This is a genomic window from Arthrobacter sp. fls2-241-R2A-200, assembly GCF_030209745.1.
Classification (GTDB): domain Bacteria; phylum Actinomycetota; class Actinomycetes; order Actinomycetales; family Micrococcaceae; genus Arthrobacter.
Map to the genome: position 1 here is coordinate 109,656 of NZ_JARVRJ010000002.1, position 17,298 is coordinate 126,953.

The window sequence follows — 17,298 nt, forward strand, 5'->3', positions numbered from 1 at the left end:
TGAACGCAGGGCTCCGTTCCGGTTTTCCACATAGCCGGGGCGGAGCCTGTACTGCTTGGACCGCTCCACGGAATGATCAGTGAATGGTCCACGCAGTAGCCGCCCCAAACCTGCTGGAGCCGGTCATCGCCGAGCTCTACTCCCCCAGCCCCATCTTTACATGGGTCGAATTACAGTGCATGGCGCTTGATGGGATCCTGCTCCCCCTTTACGGGAAGTCCTATGCGGCCCCGGGTGTCGCCCTGACCGCACGCCTGAGAGCCCGGGCGGCAGCGCTCACGGTACCCGAAAAGATCCGCACGCGGGTCGTCGCCGGTCGCCTCACTGCGGCATGGATCTATGGCTGTGCCCCGCCACCGGAAAACCTTGCACTCCTGGTGGACGCCAAACATCGGATTTCCAGCCTGAGGAGCACCAAAGGCTGCAGCCTCCACGAGGTCCGGCTCGGACAATTGGACGTGGTGAGCTTGGGCGGACTGCTGGTCAGCAGTCCTTTGCGCACAGCCACCGACATCGCCCTGCATGTGCAACCCGAGCGGGCGGTGCCCGCCCTCACACGCCTTTTGAACCATCCGGAGCTCGGCGTCAGGCTGCGCCTTTTGACCCTGGCCGTCGAAGCGGCGCCCCGGGTTCCCCACAAGAAGCGGGCGTTAGCCACACTGGCCCATCTGGCCAGGTAAGGGAGCTACGCCCCGCAGGAGGACCCGAGCCAGTTGCAACTATCGCTGGTTACAACCGGCGCTAGTTGCGGCGCCGGTTGCCGGTGGTCCGGTAAACGTCGAAGACTCCGTCAATCCGGCGCACGGCGTTCAGGACGTGGTGCAGGTACTTGGGATCGCCCATCTCGAATGCGAATTTGGAGATCGCTACCCTGTCACTGGAGGTGTGCACGGAAGCTGCGAGGATATTGACGTGGTTCTCTGACAACACACGTGTTACGTCAGAGAGCAGCGACTTCCTGTCCAAAGCCTCAACCTGGATCTCCACGAGGAAGACACTTGACTGGGTTGGGGCCCACTCAACATCTACGATCCTGTCCGGCTGGTCCCGAAGTCCCGAAACGTTCGTGCAGTCGGTCCTGTGCACGGAAACACCGGAACCGCGGGTGACAAAGCCGAGGATGGGATCCGGAGGAACGGGCGTGCAGCACCGGGCCAGCTTGACCCACACGTCGCCGACGCCCCGAACTATCACGCCTGAGTCGGAGAACTTGGACTTGGCAACCTGCGTCGGGATACTGACCTCATCGAGGTCCTCGTCAGGGGTTTCATGGCCGCCAAGGTGCTCGACCAGCTTCTCCATGACGGACTGGGCGGACGTGTGCCCGTCTCCGACGCCCGCGTAGAGCCCGGATATATCAACGTAGTGGAAGTCCTCCGCCACGGCCGATAGAGCGTCGTGCGTCATGAGGCGCTGAAGCGGGAGGTTCTGCTTCCGCATCGCCCGGGTGAGCATATCCTTGCCCCGGTCGATGGCCTCCTCGCGGCGCTCCTTGGTGAACCACTGCCGGATTTTATTCCTGGCCCGCGCGGATTTGACGAAGTGCTGCCAGTCCTGGCTTGGACCGGCACCTTCGGCCTTTGAGGTGAAAATCTCAACCCAGTCACCATGGTTGAGCTCGCTGTTCAACGGGACCAATTTCCCGTTCACCCGGGCTCCGATGGTCCGGTGACCCACCTCGGTGTGCACGGCGTAGGCGAAGTCCACGGGAGTGGAACCGGCCGGCAAGGCCATCACTTCACCCTTGGGAGTGAAGACGAAAACTTCCCGGGCATTTATTTCATAGCGCAGGGAGTCCAGGAATTCTCCCGGATCGGAAGTCTCCTGCTGCCAGTCCACCAGCGACCTCAGCCAGCCCATATCGCCATCGCGCGGACTTCCGGGTCCGACGGCGGTCCGGTTGGGCTGATCCTTGTACTTCCAGTGCGCTGCCACGCCGTATTCGGCCCTGCGGTGCATCTCGTGGGTCCGGATCTGGATCTCAACGGGCTTGCCCCCGGGCCCGATGACGGTAGTGTGCAAGGACTGGTACATGTTGAATTTCGGCATGGCGATGTAGTCCTTGAACCGCCCGGGAAGCGGGTTCCATCGCGAGTGCAACGTTCCCAACGCCGCATAACAGTCACGGACCGAATCCACCAGGACGCGGACGCCCATGAGGTCGTTGATGTCGTCGAAGTCTTTGTCGCGCACGATCATCTTTTGGTAGATCGAGTAGTAGTGCTTAGGGCGCCCGGTGATGGTCGCCTTGATCTTCGCGGTTCGCAGATCGTCCGCTATCTGGTTGCGGATGACGCTGAGGCTCTTCTCACGCTCAGGGGTCCGGTCCCCCACCATGCGCACAATTTCCTCATACACCTTCGGGTACAGGGCAGCGAATGACAGGTCCTCAAGCTCCCACTTGATGGTGTTCATGCCCAAGCGGTGAGCCAAGGGGGCAAAGATTTCCAGGGTCTCGCGGGCCTTGCGGGATGACGACTCGGCAGAGACAAAGCGCCAGGTCCGGGCGTTGTGGAGGCGATCAGCCAACTTGATCATAAGCACGCGGATGTCCTTGGCCATCGCCACGACCATTTTGCGGACGGTTTCAGACTGCGCCGCCTCGCCGAAACTGACCTTGTCCAACTTGGTGACGCCGTCCACCAGCATGGCAACCTCGGGCCCGAAGTCCCTCGTCAGGTCTGCCAACGTGTAGGGCGTATCTTCAACGGTGTCATGGAGCAACGCCGCCGCCAAGGTGGTGCCTGTCATCCCAAGTTCAGCGAGGATGGTTGCTACTGCTACCGGGTGGGTGATGTACGGATCGCCGCTCTTGCGCTTCTGGCCCTGGTGGCTGCGCTCGGCCACCTCGAACGCCCGTTGAATGAGATCGAAATCTTCCTTGGGGTTATTGGCCCGGACAGTCCGAAGCAAAGGCTCCAAAATCGGTGAGTACGGAGCCGAACCGCGCCCGGTGAGGCGGGCAAGGCGGGAGCGAGTGCGCTCGCGCCGGCCGGGAAACGTAGGGCGGACACCGGGAGTATCCACCGGAACGGCACTGAGGGAGCGTCCAGCTACGCTCGTAGCCGGGCCGGCCACAGCCTTGTTGCCGTCTTCCCCGCCCGAAGGTGGCGCCGACGTCGCACGTTCTTCCACAGAAGTACCCCTCACAAACGATTCAATTCTCCCAGTCTATTCCCGCAACTGAATGCTTCCGCAACCGGAGGGGCACATGACGGGCCGCCGCAGGAGCCTCGACCGTCACACCAAAGAGCCGGCCCTCACTTACGTGGGGACCGGCTCTGAGGCAAACAGCAAATATCGGCCGACTAGACGGTGGCCTCTGCCCGCCGGTGCGCTACCTTTTTGGCCTGCTTGACGAGGACGGCCTCGCCTTGACGGAGGGCGGCGTAGAGGGGGGCCGCGATGAAAATCGTGGCTGCGGTACCGATAAGGATGCCCACGAACAGAGCCAACGACAGGTCCCTGAGCGTTCCAGCACCCAACAAGCCCGCACCGATAAACAGGATGGCGGCCACAGGCAGCACCGCCACCATCATGGTGTTGATGGAACGGACAAGGGTTTGGTTGACCGCGAGGTTGACCTCCTCGGCGAAGGTCCGCCGCGTGGAAGAAGCAATGCCGGACGTGTTCTCACGGATCTTGTCGAAAACCACCACGGTGTCGTACAGCGAGTAGCTCAGGACGGTCAGGAAGCCGATAATGGCCGACGGCGTCACCTCGAAGTCACTCAGGGCGTAGACCCCTGCTGTGGTGAACATGGTCACGAGCATGCCGGCCAATGCTGACAACGACATCTTCCATGTCCGGAAGTACAACGCCATCAGGACGGCGGCCAAGCCCACGAAGACCAGCAGGCCGATGAGCGCCTGCCGCGTCACGTCCTGTCCCCAGGTTGGTCCAACGAAGTTGGATGTCACCTCGTTGTCGGTAACCCCGTAGGCGCTCGTCAAGCCTTCCTTGATGCGGTTGGTCTCGTCGTCACTCAAGTGATCCGTTTGGATGCGCATGGTGTTGCCCGCAACGTTGGCCACGCGCGGAATTGCGCTCGGGACCACGCTGTGGACGGCTTTCTCGCCGAGACTCGGGTCAGTGGTTTTGACGTTGGACACCGTGAACTCGGACCCACCGCGGAAGTCGATGCCGAGGTTGAATCCACCTTTAAGCACGGGAATCACGATGGACAGCGCAACGATGACGCCCGCGATGATGAACCAGATCCGCCTGGAACCAACAAAGTTGTACGAGCGCTTGCCCGTGTATAGCTCGTTACCGAAGGTTGCGAAGCTCGTCCTCATTACTTCTCCTCCTTGGTGCCGTTGGAAGTGCCAGTCAGCTGGCCCTTCTCGGCGAGGCGCCGTTCGGCGATGGTCATGCGTCGTTCAGCTTCAGCGGTAGCGCCGGCATTGCGTGCGCGTACTACGGTTGGTTTTTCATCCGGTGTCCGGAGGCGGCCCGCGCCGCGGTACAGGGGTATCGCACCGAGGCGGTCAGGGGACAGTCCCGAGAAACGGTGCCCCTCGGAGAAGAAGCGCGTGCGCGCAAGGACCTGCAGCATCGGGTGGGTAAACATGAACACCACGATCAGGTCGGCAACCGCGGTCAGGCCAAGCGTGAACGCGAACCCGCGCACGCTGCCCACAGCCACAAAGTAGAGCACGACGGCGGCCAGGACGTTGACTGCCTTGGAGGCCAGCACAGTCCGCTTGGCTCGCTTCCAACCGTTCTCGACGGCGGAAACCAGCCCGCGGCCTTCCCTCAGCTCATCGCGGATGCGCTCGAAGTAAACGATGAACGAGTCGGCCGTTTGACCGATCGCCACGATGAGGCCGGCAACGCCCGCAAGGGAGAGCCGATAGTTTTCGGTCCAACCCAGCACGGCAATGGCTAGGTACGTCAGCGCGCCTGCCACGACCAGGGAGGCGATGGTAACGAATCCAAGGGCCCGGTACTGGAACAGCGAGTAAATCACAACCAAGGACAAGCCGATGATGCCGGCCAACAGCCCGAGCCGGAGCTGATCCCCACCAAGGGTGGCCGAAATCTGCTCCTGTGACTGGATGTCAAAGCTGATGGGCAACGCACCGTAGCGCAACTGGTCCGAGAGCGCTTTGGCGGACGCTTGGGTGAAGTTGCCGGTAATTTGCGGCTTCCCGTCAGAAATCACTGCCAACGCGCGCGGTGCCGAGATGACTTTATCGTCAAGGACGATCGCGAACTGCGACTTGGGGTCGTTTCCGCCCTGGGCCTGCGATGCGGCATAGAACTGGTTCAAGCGTGTGGTCACGTCCTTGAACTTGGCGGTCGCAGCGGCGTCGAACGTAATGGTTACGCCCCAAGAGTTGGTGACGGAACCCTGGGCACCCTGGACGGGGTCGTACGAGGACGAGGAGATGTCCTGTCCCTTGACCTCCACGGGTCCGAGGATGTACTTGACTGCCGGAGTCTTGTCCGTGGCAGCCTCACACGTCACCAGCGGCTTGGCCGGGTCCGAGGCTTGTGCCTTTTCCGCAGAGGGGTTCACGCAGTCAAGAGCTTCGAATTGCTTGTAAATATCCGGAGTTACCCAGTTCTGGTCGCTTGCGTTCGCCGGAGCCGCTGTGGGCTTGGGCAACTGCGCATCAGGCGTCCGTGAAGCGATCGGGACGGCTGAAGGGTCTCCCGTCAGAATTACCGGGCGGAAATTCATGTTCGCCGATGCTTGAATCAGATCGCGGGTTTCCTTGGAGGGAGTTCCAGGAAGGCTCACGACAACGTTGCGCCCGGACTGGGTGCTGATCTCAGCCTCCGCGACGCCCGAACCATCAACACGCTGCCGGATGATGGCGACGGCTTGGTTGAGTTGGTCCTCATTGATGCCGCTGGAGCCCTCAACCTTGGGGGCGAGGATCATCTGGGTTCCGCCCTCCAAGTCCAAGGCAAGCTTGGGAGCCCAGGTTGCGTGGCCTGTCACCACTCCCCCGGCCAGGACGGCGGTGAGTACAACTAATATTGCTCCAAGCCAAGTCAGCACCTTACGGGCTGAGTTTTTGGGGCCGGTCCGTGCCATTATCGATCTTCCTGTTATCGCCGGACAGCCGCCGGCGGACACTGATGCGTGTCTGCCGGCGGCTCTCTGCTGCCGTAGAAGTTGTTCTGCGCCTTAACGGCGCCGGAAACCCTTCTTAGTTGTCCTTCTTGTCCTCTTTGTTGAGCCGCGCGATGGTCTCATCCGGGGTCTCCGCGACGCCGGGCAGTTCCGTTCCAGTCGCAGTCAAGGAAGAAGCGTCATCCGGAACAACGGGAGCTTCCTCGGGCGTCGCTTCAACCACCTTGGTGACGGCTTGACGGTGAACAGTTGCCTCGATACCCGGCGAAAGTTCGATAACTACCTTGTTCTCAGCTTCGTCGATGGAAACGATGCGCCCGAAGAGACCGAAGCTGGTCATGATGTCCACGCCAGGGGCGAACTTGGACTGCATCGCGGCCTGCTGCTGCTGGGTCTTCTTGTTGCGGCGGAACATCATGAAGACAAAGAGTCCAAGCATGACGAACAGCAATATGGTCATTGGATCCACAGGGAAGTTCCGTTCTGTACTTACGTTTTGGTTCACGGCAACGTCCCCGGGAGATCCTGCAGCCGCGGAAGTAAAACCCCCGGAAAGCGTTGCGCCTCACCTGCAAGGGGGCACATGGATCAAGGACTCGAACGTGCCGAGCGTCATACCAGTCTAGGGGGAAAACCTGAAGACCGCGTGTTAACCGGCTGTATCCATGGTTTCGGCGTGGTTTTGGTCCTCATCAAACAGCGCCAAAGTCTCCTGCCCGAAAACGCCTGCGGGCACTGCATAGCCCAGATGGGTCCACGCGGCGGCCATGGCGATGCGGCCCCGCGGTGTTCTTCCCAACAGTCCTTCGCGGACCAGGAAGGGCTCAGCCACCGTTTCAACCGTTTCCGGTTCCTCCCCCACGGCAATAGCGAGCGTGGACAAGCCGACGGGACCCCCATTGAACTTGGTGATCAAGGCCTCAAGGACGGACCTGTCCAAGCGGTCCAAGCCCCGCGCGTCGACCTCATACATGTCCAAAGCCGCCGACGCCGAACGGGCGTCAATTTGCTCGATACCGTGCACGAGTGCCCAGTCGCGGACGCGTCGAAGCAGCCTGTTAGCGATACGGGGCGTACCACGGGACCTGCCGGCGATCTCCGTGAACCCCGCTGAATTGACCTTGAGGTCCAATAAGCCAGCCGAGCGACGGAGGACCAGCTCAAGTTCATCAACAGAGTAGAACTCCAAATGGCCCGTAAACCCGAAGCGGTCGCGCAGCGGACCCGGGAGGAGGCCAGCTCGCGTAGTCGCCCCGACCAAAGTGAAGGGAGGCAGGTCCAGTGGGATCGCCGTGGCGCCGGCACCTTTGCCCACCACGATGTCCACACGGAAGTCCTCCATGGCCATGTACAACATTTCCTCGGCCGGGCGGGACATCCGGTGGATCTCATCCAGGAACAGGACTTCGCCTTCAGTCAGGGAGGAGAGAATCGCTGCTAAATCGCCGGCGTGCTGGATCGCTGGACCGCTGCTGATCCGGAGGGGAGCATTCATTTCTGCGGCGATGATCATGGCCAAAGTGGTTTTGCCGAGGCCCGGAGGGCCTGACATCAGGACGTGATCTGCGCTGCGGCCCCGCATGCGCGAGGCCTCCAGTACCAGCGCCAGCTGTTTGCGGACCCGGTGCTGGCCCACAAAGTCGTGGAGGTTTTTGGGCCGGAGTGCGGCCTCAATGATCCGCTCTTCGGGCTCTTCACCCCCTGTGACCAATGACTGCTCAGCCACGGCTGCCTACGCGGTTGCCAGCACGGGCCCCGTCTTGGCCCAGCCAACGGAGGGTGGCGCGGAGGATTTGCGCGACGTTTCCGGCCGCGGCCAATTCCGGCGAATCGACCATGGCCTTGTCCACACTGCCGGCCGCGTCCTTTTCCGACCATCCCAGGCTGGTCAGTGCGGCGACTACTTGGGGCTTCCACTCCGCGCTCGGAGCCAATGCGGGAGCCTTGCTGTCGCCTGCCCCCGTTCCCAGGGGTACCAGCTTTCCGGCAAGTTCCAGGACGATGCGCCCGGCAACTTTGGGACCGATGCCCGGCACCTTGGTGAAAGTCTTCCCGTCCCCGGTGTGGGCGGCCACCCGAATGGCTTCGGGTTCGTGAACAGCGAGAACGGCCAACGCCAGCCTGGGCCCCACTCCGCTGACACTGAGGAGGACGTCAAAGACTTCCCGCTCGTCCTCGTCGGCGAATCCAAACAACGTCAGGGAATCCTCCCGGACGATCATTGAGGTGAACAGCTTTGCTTCCGCACCTACCGTGAGGTGGCTCAAGGTCTGCGGCGTGGCGAAGACGCTCATCCCAGCCCCGTTGAGGTCAATAACTGCGCTCGACAAGCCAACATTTGCCACGATCCCGCGAAGAAAACTGATCAAGACCCGGCCCCTGACGGTTGTCCCGCTCCGATGCTTTGCATTGCCATCCACATTCTCCTGCACGTTGCCGCCAAGGCCCGAGTCAGACCCCGGCCAAAGCCGCCTATCCGAACATATCTACGAATACCCTAGCAACATCGTCAGCGATCAACGCGCACGGCGCGCTTTCGCCTCGGCGTCGGCCCATGCTTTTTGCGCTGGAGTCAGCGAACTGTTGCCTGCACCGCCGTTCGCCGCGAGACCGCTACCTGCGCGCCACGCGTGCGTGAGGGCCAAGGCGAGGGCATCAGCGGCATCAGCGGGCTTCGGCGGCGCGTCCAGGCGCAGTATCTTGGTGACGAGCTTGGTAACGGCGTCCTTATTGGCAGTACCGCTTCCGGTTACTGCTGCTTTGACCTCGGATGGCGTATGCAGGGCCACCGGAATCCCCCGCCTCGCCGCAGCGGCGATAACGACGCCGGAGGCCTGGGCGACGCCCATGACGGTGCTGACGTTCATCTGCGAAAAGACCCGTTCGACGGCGACGACGTCCGGCGTGTGCAGGTCCAGCCACTCGTCGATGGCTTGGGCGATGACCAAGAGCCGCTTGTCCAAAGTGAGCTCAGCGGAGGTGCCAACCACTCCAACGGCAACCATCGTGGCCCGCCGGTTCCGCTCAATGTCCACCACACCGATGCCGCAACGGGTAAGGCCCGGATCGACTCCCAACACACGAAGAGTCACGTCCGGGCCTTCCTTTTGTCTTCAATTAACAGCACTGCGGGACGCCACCGACGAATGTCGAAACGCCTATTCGGCGTCGAGGGCTGCTTGGACTTCCTCACTGAGATCAGCGTTGCTGTAGACGTTCTGGACGTCGTCCAACTCTTCCAAGGCGTCCACGAGCTTCATGAACTTCTTGGCGCCGTCGACGTCGAGGTCAACCTGCATGGACGGAACGAATTCGGCTTCGTCAGTCTCGTACTCGATCCCTGCGTCCTTCAGGGCATCCCGAATGGCTTGGAGGTCGGAGGGTTCGGAGTGGATTTCCCAGTTTTCTCCGCTGTCCTTGACTTCCTCGGCCCCGGCTTCCAGCACAGCCATGAGGATGTCGTCCTCGCTCAGGCCGTTCTTCGGCAGCACCACCACGCCCTTGCGGGTGAACAGGTAGCTGACAGAACCGGGGTCGGCGATGGTGCCGCCATTACGTGAGATGGCCAAGCGCACTTCCGAGGCCGCACGGTTCTTGTTGTCGGTCAAACATTCGATCAACAGCGCAGAGCCCTGGGGGCCCCTGGCCTCGTACATGATTTCGGTGTAGTCGACCACTTCGCCGGTGAGCCCGGCGCCACGCTTGATGGCGCGGTCGATGTTGTCGTTGGGGACCGAGGTCTTCTTGGCCTTGGTGACAGCCAGTTCCAGGCCCGGGTTGCCGGCGAGGTCGGGACCACCCATGCGGGCAGCAACTTCGATGTTCTTGATCAGTTTCGCGAACGACTTGGCACGCCTGCCGTCAATGATGGCTTTCTTGTGCTTGGTGGTCGCCCATTTGGAGTGGCCTGACATGCTTTACGCTTCTCCTCTGATCATTCGAATAAAGAGTTCATGCACGCGCTTCTCGCCCGTCACTTCCGGGTGGAAGGAGGTTGCCAGCAGGTGGCCCGAACGTACTGCAACAATTCTAGCCATTCCGTGCAAAGTGGCGGTGTGGCGGGCATCGTCAGGCTGCACCTGGGCAAGTACCTCAACTCCAGGCCCGACCCGCTCAACCCAGGGGCCGCGAATAAAGACTGCGTGGACGGGCTCGACTCCGCCTTCGCCGGCACTAAAGTCCAGCCCCTTGAAATCCAGGTCGGTTTCGAAGGATTCCCGCTGGCGGCCGAAGGCGTTACGCCGGACGGTGATATCGAGGCCACCGAATGTCTGCTGCGCATTGCCTTCAAGATCCTCGGAAGGATCCGCGATCTCGTCGGCCAACAGGATCATGCCGGCACAGGATCCGTAGACCGGCATGCCTTCGGCGATCTTCTTGCGGAGGGGATCGCGCAGCTCAAAGATGCGGGACAGTTTATCGATGGTGGTGGACTCCCCACCGGGGATGATCAGTCCGTCGACGTCGTCGAGCTCGGATGGCCGCCTCACGCCTACACCGGTGGCACCCGCAGCCTCAACGGCGTGAATGTGCTCACGGAAATCTCCCTGCAGGGCCAGAACGCCGATCCGGAGTCCTGAACCCACGCGTGAAGAAGCGTCAGAAAGGGTGTTGGTCATTGATCCATCATAGTGCTCCGGCGGCCATGGAGCGGTGATGGACCTGGCGTGCAGGACGGACACATTGGGGACTGGGATATATTACAGAGCATGCCTTCCTTCAGCGTCCCCCTCGGCAAGCTGGTCCGCACCTTGTCCCGGCTTCGGGGCGGAGGCTCCGCTTTTCCGGGACTGGTGGTCGAAAAAATAGACCCCGGCTTCATGCAGAGAACCCTCTCCTCCCTCCCCCACGGCGTGGCCGTGGTCAGCGGTACCAACGGCAAGACCACCACCACCAAGATGGTGGTGGAACTCCTCGAAAGCCAGGGCCTCAAGGTCTTCACGAACCGCAGCGGCAGCAACTTCACCCGTGGGGTGGCTGCCTCGCTGCTGGGTGAGGTGGACTGGCGCGGCCGGCTCGATGCTGACGTGGCCATTCTTGAGCTGGACGAGGCCCATGCGGTGCACTTCGTCAACAAGGTAGAGCCCCGTTACAGCCTTCTGTTGAACGTTCTCCGAGATCAGTTGGACCGCTTCGGCGAGATCGACAAGACCGCACGGTTGCTGGAGCACATTGCATCGAAGACAACGGACACGGTTGTCCTGAACCGCGAAGACCCTCGGGTGGCCCGCATCGCCGATACCCTCAACCGGCTTGATGCGGCTCACCATCCGCAGGTCAGGTACTTCGGCCTGGACGAGTCCCTCCGCAGCACCTTCCCCAACGACGACGACATGCGCGCCACCGGCATCGGACCCTCCCCCTCCGGGACTCCGGTTGCTGCCGCCGCCGGTGAGCCCGTCGCCTTGCCGGCTGCCGACGTCGTACTGCGCCGCGTGGGCGGTCAGGACGCCGACTTTGAGTTCGACGGCGAGACCGTGACCACCGAGATGAAGCTTCGTGGCGTTTACAACATCTTCAACGCCGCTGCGGCGCTGTCACTGGCGCGTTCCGTGCTCGGGACAGGACCGGTGGATACCCCCAAACTGGTCAAGGCACTGGCCGAAGTTGCTCCCGCTTTTGGGCGGGGCGAAAGCCTCACCGTCGATGGACAGCCGCTCGAGCTGGTTTTGGTTAAAAACCCGAGTGGTTTCAGGCTCGGTTTGAAGTCGTTCCCGGCCGGTGGATATGCCACGATGATCGCCATCAACGACAACTACGCCGACGGCAGGGACATGTCATGGCTGTGGGATGTCGAGTTCGAGTCGTTGCGCGAGGACGGCGTGGAAGTCCTCACCGGGGTTCGCGCCTACGACATGGCGCTTCGCCTTCAGTACGACGAGGTTCCCTTCGGCGTCGTGGAGCCGGACATCACTGCGGCGCTGCGCACGTTCATCAACGGCTCGCGAGGCAAGCCGAAACGGATCTTCTGCACCTACACATCCATGCTCGCCATCCGTCGCGAACTGGCCAAAGTCACCATAGTTGAGGTGGTCTCATGACCTCGGAAGCACAGCCAAGCAAGGGTACGCTGCGCGTTCTGCAGCTCTATCCCAAGGACATGAACATTTATGGGGACTGGGGCAACGCCCTGGTACTCAAGCGGCGGATCGCGTGGCACGGCTACACCCCGGAACTGCTGGAATACAACGTCGGAGACCCTTTCCCGGACGACGTCGACATCATCGTCGGTGGTGGCGGCCAGGACAGTGGCCAGTTGGTGATCCAGGACGACCTCCAGACCCGGGCGGAGCAGTTGCGCAAGCTGGCCGACGACGGCGCGCCCATGCTGGCGATCTGCGGCCTCTACCAACTGTTCGGCAAGTTCTTCAAGACCAGCTCGGGGTCGGTCATTCCCGGGATCGGCATCCTCGACGTCGAAACGTATGGAACCGACGAACGCCTGATCGGGAACGTCATCATGCAGACCACCGAATTCGGCGACGTCATGGGCTACGAGAACCACAGCGGGCAAACCACCTTGGGTCCCGGTGCCCAGCCGCTGGGAACCGTCACCAAGGGTGCGGGCAACAACAGCAAGGACGGTCACGAGGGTGCCAGGTACAAGAACGTCGTGGCCAGCTACCTGCACGGCTCCCTGTTGCCGAAAAACCCGGCCATTGCGGACTTCCTCATCCGCATCGCTGCCGAGCGCAAATTCGGTTCCTTTGTGCCGGGAACGCCCGACGACGACTACGCCCGCCTCGCCAGGGAGCACGCAGCACGCCGGCCCCGCTGAGGTTCGGAAAACAGCAGCAAACGACGACGCCGGTCGGTCACCAAGGTGACCGGCCGGCGTCGTACTTTTGCTCGCTAGAAGCGTCCCTGTTACCAGCCGCGCTCTGCGAGGCGGTGGGGCTGGGGGATCTCGTCGACGTTGATGCCGACCATCGCTTCGCCCAGGCCACGGGAGACCTTGGCAATGACATCGGGGTCGTCGTGGAACGTGGTGGCCTTGACGACGGCGGCGGCGCGCTCTGCCGGGTTCCCGGACTTGAAGATGCCCGAACCAACGAACACACCATCAGCGCCGAGCTGCATCATCATCGCAGCATCAGCCGGGGTCGCGATCCCACCGGCGGTGAACAAAACCACCGGGAGCTTACCCGTGGCAGCGATTTCCTTCACCAGCTCGTACGGGGCCTGGAGTTCCTTGGCCGCAACGTACAGCTCGTCCTCGGGAAGGGAGGAAAGCTTCGCGATCTCGGCACGGATCTTCCGCATGTGACCGGTCGCGTTGGAAACATCCCCGGTCCCGGCCTCACCCTTGGAACGGATCATCGCCGCACCCTCGTTGATGCGGCGCAGCGCCTCACCAAGGTTCGTGGCACCACAGACAAAAGGAACGGTGAAGTTCCACTTGTCGATGTGGTTGACGTAGTCAGCCGGGGTCAGGACCTCGGACTCGTCGATGTAATCGACGCCAAGGGACTGCAAAACCTGCGCTTCGACGAAGTGACCGATGCGGGCCTTCGCCATGACCGGAATGGACACGGCAGCGATGATCGCATCGATCATGTCCGGATCGGACATGCGGGACACGCCACCCTGGGCACGGATATCAGCAGGGACACGCTCAAGCGCCATGACCGCCACAGCACCGGCGTCCTCAGCGATACGGGCCTGCTCGACGTTAACGACGTCCATGATGACGCCGCCCTTGAGCATCTCCGCCATACCGCGCTTCACACGGCTGGAGCCCGTGACGCTGTTCGCGGCAGAACCGGCTTCGTTGCTTACATCTGGTGTAGACACAAAAACCCCTATGGGTAGATAAACGACCTTCTCACCGGCGGCACGCGCAGCCACATAACCGCTTTCTGTGCACACCGGGTTTTCAGGTCAAGGTGACCAAGTACTAGTAATAGTAGTCCCAGCTAGCTGGGTGCCCGTACATTCATGACAGCAGCGGCAGCACCTTACGCTGGTGCGGGTCCGTCCGCTTGAGCCATGGCTTGACGCCGCACTGCGGACATCCGCTGGACGATGGTGACGGCACTGGCCAGCGCCAACAGCACGAGTGTGGCCAACAAGACAACGGGCGGAAGCCCGAGGCCCGTGAAACCGGCAACCACCAGCACGGAGACCAACCGTTCAGCGCGTTCAGCGATTCCAACGCTGGCGTGGTAGCCCAAGGATTCTGCCTTGGCACGTGCATAGGAAACCACCATGCCCACAACAAGGCAGACGACGGCGGCCGCACCGATCGCCGGGTCCGCGCCCTTCGTGAAGGACCAGATCGTCAGTCCTGCGAAGATCGCCCCGTCAGCCAGGCGGTCGAGAGTGGAGTCAAGGAAGTTTCCCCAGCCCCCTGAACGGCCCTCCAAACGGGCCATGATGCCATCGACCACATCGGAGAACGCAAAGAAGGCGATCACCACCGAACCCCACCACAGGTGTCCAAGCGGATAGAGCACCAGCCCACCCACAACCACCCCGGCCGTGCCGACCATGGTGACGGCGTCCGGTGACACTCCGCTTCTAAGAAGCCATCGTGCCAGTGGGGTGAAAAGTGACGTGAAAAAGCCGCGCGCGTGCTTATTCAGCATGCGACTCCCCTGGCCACGCCTCAGCGACCAGCTGGCGAACCTCGTCCAGCGTCTGCGTGATGGCCTTGGTCTGGGCAATGATGGGGAAAAAGTTGCCGTCCCCACCCCACCGCGGAACCACATGTTGATGAAGATGGGCGGCGATGCCTGCGCCTCCCGTGACGCCTTGATTCATTCCCAGGTTGAAGCCGCTCGGATTAGAGACTTTGCGCAGCACCCGCATGGCCGTCTGGGTCAAGTCGGCGAACTCCGCCGTCTCTTCTTCTGTGATATCGGTGTAATCCGGTACGTGCCGGTACGGGCACACCAACAGGTGCCCTGGGTTATACGGGAACAGGTTGAGCACTACGTAGCACGTCTTGCCCCGGTAAACGATGAGTGATTCTTCGTCCGAACGGGTTGGCCCTACACAGAACGGGCAGTCGTCCTTGTTCTTGAACTGGTCCTGCCCGCCCTTGATGTAGGCCATGCGGTGCGGAGTCCACAAACGCGCAAAAGCGTCCGGAACGCCAGCCAGGCTGAAGTCATCAGTTACCTCGGCGTCGTGCGGATACTCAATTGCGTCGCCTGTGTACTCCTGCACCGTCTCGTTGTCCGTTCCGTCAGTTCTCGCGGTTCTTGACAGCGTCCACGATCCTGCGAACGGCCTCGGACACGGGAACACCGTTATCCTGGCTGCCATCACGGAAGCGGAAGGACACAGCACCGGCCTCGGCGTCCTCGCCACCGGCGATGAGCACGAACGGAATCTTGTCCTTGCTGGCAGTGCGGATCTTCTTGGGGAACCTGTCCGAGGAAATATCCACCTCGGCCCGGATGCCGGCCGCTTTCAGCTGCCCGACGACGTCGAACATGTAATCGTTGAAGGCCTCCGCAACCGGAATCCCCACTACCTGTACCGGGGCAAGCCACGCCGGGAAGGCGCCGGCGTAGTGCTCGGTGAGGACCCCCATGAAGCGTTCCACGGAACCAAACAGGGCACGGTGGATCATGACCGGGCGCTGACGGGTGCCGTCCGCAGCCTGGTATTCCAGTTCAAAGCGCTCCGGAAGGTTGAAGTCGAGCTGGATCGTGGACATCTGCCATGTCCGGCCCAAGGCGTCCTTTGCCTGGACCGAGATCTTCGGGCCGTAGAACGCAGCTCCACCCGGATCCGGCACCAGCTCCAAGCCGGATGCTGTGGCAACCTCCGACAACGTGCGGGTGGCTTCCTCCCATGCGGCGTCGTCGCCCACGAACTTCTCTTCGTTCTTGGTGGAAAGCTCCAAGTAGAAGTCGTCCAGGCCGTAGTCCTTGAGCAGCCCGAGGACGAAGTTGAGCGTGGTGGTGAGTTCGTCCTTCATCTGTTCGCGGGTGCAGTAGATGTGGGCGTCGTCCTGGGTCATGCCCCGGACACGGGTCAGGCCGTGCACCACGCCGGACTTCTCGTAGCGGTAGACAGAACCGAACTCGAAGAGGCGCAGGGGAAGCTCGCGGTATGACCTGCCACGCGAGCGGAAGATCAGGTTGTGCATGGGGCAGTTCATCGGCTTCAGGTAGTAGTCCTGGGCCGGCTTGCGAACGGTGCCGTCCTCGTTGAGTTCGGCGTCCACCTGCATCGGCGGGAACATCCCGTCCTTGTACCAGTCCAGGTGGCCCGAAACTTCGTAGAGGTGGCCTTTAGTGATGTGTGGGGTGTAGACGAACTCGTATCCGGCGTCCACGTGGCGTTGGCGGGAGTAGTCCTCCATGGCCTTGCGGATGATGCCGCCCTTGGGGTGGAATACCGGAAGTCCCGAACCCAGCTCATCGGGGAACGAGAACAGATCCAATTCCACGCCGAGCTTGCGGTGGTCACGGCGCTCTGCTTCGGCGATGCGCTCCTGGTAGGCCTTCAGCGCTTCCTTGGTAGGCCAGGCGGTGCCGTAAATGCGCTGCAACTGCTGGTTGTTCTGGTTGCCGAGCCAATACGCGGCGGAGGAACGCGTCAGTGCGAACGCATTGGAAATAATTTTGGTGTTCGGCAGGTGCGGGCCGCGGCACAAATCGCACCAAACGCTCTCGCCACTCTTTCGGTCCACGTTGTCGTAGATGGTGATGTCTCCGGCGCCAACCTCGACATTGACCCCTTCAGCAGCGTCTGCGGCGTCGTTTTTCTTGCCGAGCAGTTCGAGCTTGTAGGGCTCGTTGGCCATGGCCTCGCGCGCTTCTTCTTCGGTCACCACGCGGCGGACGAACTTCTGGTTCTGGTTGATGATCTTCTGCATCATCTTTTCCAGTTGCCGGAGCTCCTCGGGTGTGAAGGGCTCAGCGACGTCGAAGTCGAAGTAGAAGCCATCCGTGATGTAGGGGCCGATCCCCAGCTTGGCCTCGGGCCGCAACTGCTGGACCGCTTGTGCCATGACGTGGGCCGTGGAGTGGCGGAGGACGTTGAGTCCGTCCGGAGAATCGATGGTGACGCCTTCGACGTCGGCCTCGGCGGGAAGGACCTGGTCAAGGTCTTTCAAGACGCCGTTGACGCGGGCTACAACGACGTCGCGGCGTTCGAAGAAGAGTTCCGCGCCGGTAGTCCCTTCCGTCACCTTTGTCTCTTCGCCATCGACGATGAGGGTGATCTGTTGGGCATCTGACACGGGTGTCTCC

The 17,298-nt window shown here is 61.8% G+C and carries 16 protein-coding genes; 3 read left to right on the plus strand and 13 right to left on the minus strand.

Annotation, left to right across the window (positions count from 1 at the left end; genetic code table 11):
- The first annotated feature begins 83 nt into the window (after positions 1-83).
- The gene (locus QRN42_RS02675) at positions 84-680 is read left to right on the plus strand and encodes a hypothetical protein (protein ID WP_284977971.1); all 597 of its coding nucleotides are present in this window, start codon (positions 84-86) and stop codon (positions 678-680) included.
- A gap of 61 nt (positions 681-741) precedes the next feature.
- Here QRN42_RS02675 and QRN42_RS02680 read toward each other — a convergent pair whose 3' ends face one another.
- From QRN42_RS02680 to pdxT, 9 genes are all read right to left on the minus strand, one after another.
- Positions 742-3,135, minus strand: coding sequence for a RelA/SpoT family protein (locus tag QRN42_RS02680; protein ID WP_284977972.1), 2,394 nt, complete (start codon positions 3,133-3,135; stop codon positions 742-744).
- A gap of 173 nt (positions 3,136-3,308) precedes the next feature.
- Positions 3,309-4,298: a protein translocase subunit SecF gene (gene secF / locus QRN42_RS02685; protein ID WP_284977973.1), complete on the minus strand. Its 990-nt coding sequence runs from the start codon at positions 4,296-4,298 to the stop codon at positions 3,309-3,311.
- Positions 4,298-6,049, minus strand: a complete 1,752-nt coding sequence (secD, locus tag QRN42_RS02690; protein WP_284977974.1) for a protein translocase subunit SecD — start codon at positions 6,047-6,049, stop codon at positions 4,298-4,300. The genes secF and secD overlap by 1 nt, the downstream gene beginning before the upstream one ends.
- 115 nt (positions 6,050-6,164) lie before the next feature.
- Positions 6,165-6,548, minus strand: coding sequence for a preprotein translocase subunit YajC (gene yajC, locus QRN42_RS02695; protein ID WP_284977975.1), 384 nt, complete (start codon positions 6,546-6,548; stop codon positions 6,165-6,167).
- Between the two features lie 189 nt (positions 6,549-6,737).
- On the minus strand, positions 6,738-7,814 hold the full coding sequence (gene ruvB, locus QRN42_RS02700; RefSeq protein ID WP_284974531.1) for a Holliday junction branch migration DNA helicase RuvB: 1,077 nt from the start codon (positions 7,812-7,814) through the stop codon (positions 6,738-6,740).
- A complete protein-coding gene (ruvA, locus tag QRN42_RS02705; protein WP_284977976.1) occupies positions 7,807-8,457 on the minus strand; it encodes a Holliday junction branch migration protein RuvA in 651 nt (216 codons plus the stop codon). Before ruvA ends, ruvB begins: the two co-directional genes overlap by 8 nt.
- Positions 8,458-8,604: 147 nt before the next feature.
- Positions 8,605-9,180 carry a crossover junction endodeoxyribonuclease RuvC gene (gene ruvC / locus QRN42_RS02710; RefSeq protein ID WP_284977977.1) on the minus strand — a complete coding sequence of 192 codons (576 nt, stop codon included), beginning with the start codon at positions 9,178-9,180 and terminating at the stop codon, positions 8,605-8,607.
- A 66-nt stretch (positions 9,181-9,246) separates the two neighbouring features.
- Complete coding sequence (locus tag QRN42_RS02715) at positions 9,247-10,002, minus strand: YebC/PmpR family DNA-binding transcriptional regulator (protein WP_284974528.1); 756 nt, start codon at positions 10,000-10,002, stop codon at positions 9,247-9,249.
- Positions 10,003-10,005: 3 nt separating this feature from the next.
- Positions 10,006-10,707 carry a pyridoxal 5'-phosphate synthase glutaminase subunit PdxT gene (gene pdxT, locus QRN42_RS02720; protein ID WP_284977978.1) on the minus strand — a complete coding sequence of 234 codons (702 nt, stop codon included), beginning with the start codon at positions 10,705-10,707 and terminating at the stop codon, positions 10,006-10,008.
- A 90-nt stretch (positions 10,708-10,797) separates the two neighbouring features.
- Between pdxT and QRN42_RS02725 the strand changes: the two genes are divergently transcribed.
- Positions 10,798-12,129: a Mur ligase family protein gene (locus QRN42_RS02725; protein WP_284977979.1), complete on the plus strand. Its 1,332-nt coding sequence runs from the start codon at positions 10,798-10,800 to the stop codon at positions 12,127-12,129.
- The gene (locus QRN42_RS02730) at positions 12,126-12,866 is read left to right on the plus strand and encodes a type 1 glutamine amidotransferase (RefSeq protein WP_284977980.1); all 741 of its coding nucleotides are present in this window, start codon (positions 12,126-12,128) and stop codon (positions 12,864-12,866) included. Before QRN42_RS02725 ends, QRN42_RS02730 begins: the two co-directional genes overlap by 4 nt.
- Positions 12,867-12,955: 89 nt before the next feature.
- Here the strand turns inward: QRN42_RS02730 and pdxS are convergent, their stop codons facing one another.
- The 4 genes from pdxS to thrS form a co-directional block, all read right to left on the minus strand.
- On the minus strand, positions 12,956-13,882 hold the full coding sequence (gene pdxS / locus QRN42_RS02735; protein ID WP_284977981.1) for a pyridoxal 5'-phosphate synthase lyase subunit PdxS: 927 nt from the start codon (positions 13,880-13,882) through the stop codon (positions 12,956-12,958).
- A gap of 164 nt (positions 13,883-14,046) precedes the next feature.
- Positions 14,047-14,676 (minus strand): phosphatidylinositol phosphate synthase, encoded by a 630-nt coding sequence (gene pgsA, locus QRN42_RS02740; RefSeq protein WP_284977982.1) that lies wholly within the window; start codon positions 14,674-14,676, stop codon positions 14,047-14,049.
- Positions 14,666-15,259: an HIT family protein gene (locus QRN42_RS02745; RefSeq protein ID WP_284976513.1), complete on the minus strand. Its 594-nt coding sequence runs from the start codon at positions 15,257-15,259 to the stop codon at positions 14,666-14,668. The genes pgsA and QRN42_RS02745 overlap by 11 nt, the downstream gene beginning before the upstream one ends.
- 19 nt (positions 15,260-15,278) lie before the next feature.
- The gene (thrS, locus tag QRN42_RS02750; RefSeq protein ID WP_284977983.1) at positions 15,279-17,288 is read right to left on the minus strand and encodes a threonine--tRNA ligase; all 2,010 of its coding nucleotides are present in this window, start codon (positions 17,286-17,288) and stop codon (positions 15,279-15,281) included.
- Positions 17,289-17,298 lie beyond the last annotated feature (10 nt).

Bases quoted from the DNA above. Each gene is read 5' to 3' on its own strand.
- QRN42_RS02675 (WP_284977971.1), top strand. From the start codon at position 84: ATGGTCCACGCAGTAGCCGCCCCAAACCTGCTGGAGCCGGTCATCGCC.
- secF (WP_284977973.1), bottom strand. From the start codon at position 4,298: ATGAGGACGAGCTTCGCAACCTTCGGTAACGAGCTATACACGGGCAAG.
- secD (WP_284977974.1), bottom strand. From the start codon at position 6,049: ATGGCACGGACCGGCCCCAAAAACTCAGCCCGTAAGGTGCTGACTTGG.
- yajC (WP_284977975.1), bottom strand. From the start codon at position 6,548: ATGACCATATTGCTGTTCGTCATGCTTGGACTCTTTGTCTTCATGATG.
- QRN42_RS02715 (WP_284974528.1), bottom strand. From the start codon at position 10,002: ATGTCAGGCCACTCCAAATGGGCGACCACCAAGCACAAGAAAGCCATC.
- pdxT (WP_284977978.1), bottom strand. From the start codon at position 10,707: ATGACCAACACCCTTTCTGACGCTTCTTCACGCGTGGGTTCAGGACTC.
- QRN42_RS02725 (WP_284977979.1), top strand. From the start codon at position 10,798: ATGCCTTCCTTCAGCGTCCCCCTCGGCAAGCTGGTCCGCACCTTGTCC.
- QRN42_RS02730 (WP_284977980.1), top strand. From the start codon at position 12,126: ATGACCTCGGAAGCACAGCCAAGCAAGGGTACGCTGCGCGTTCTGCAG.
- pgsA (WP_284977982.1), bottom strand. From the start codon at position 14,676: ATGCTGAATAAGCACGCGCGCGGCTTTTTCACGTCACTTTTCACCCCA.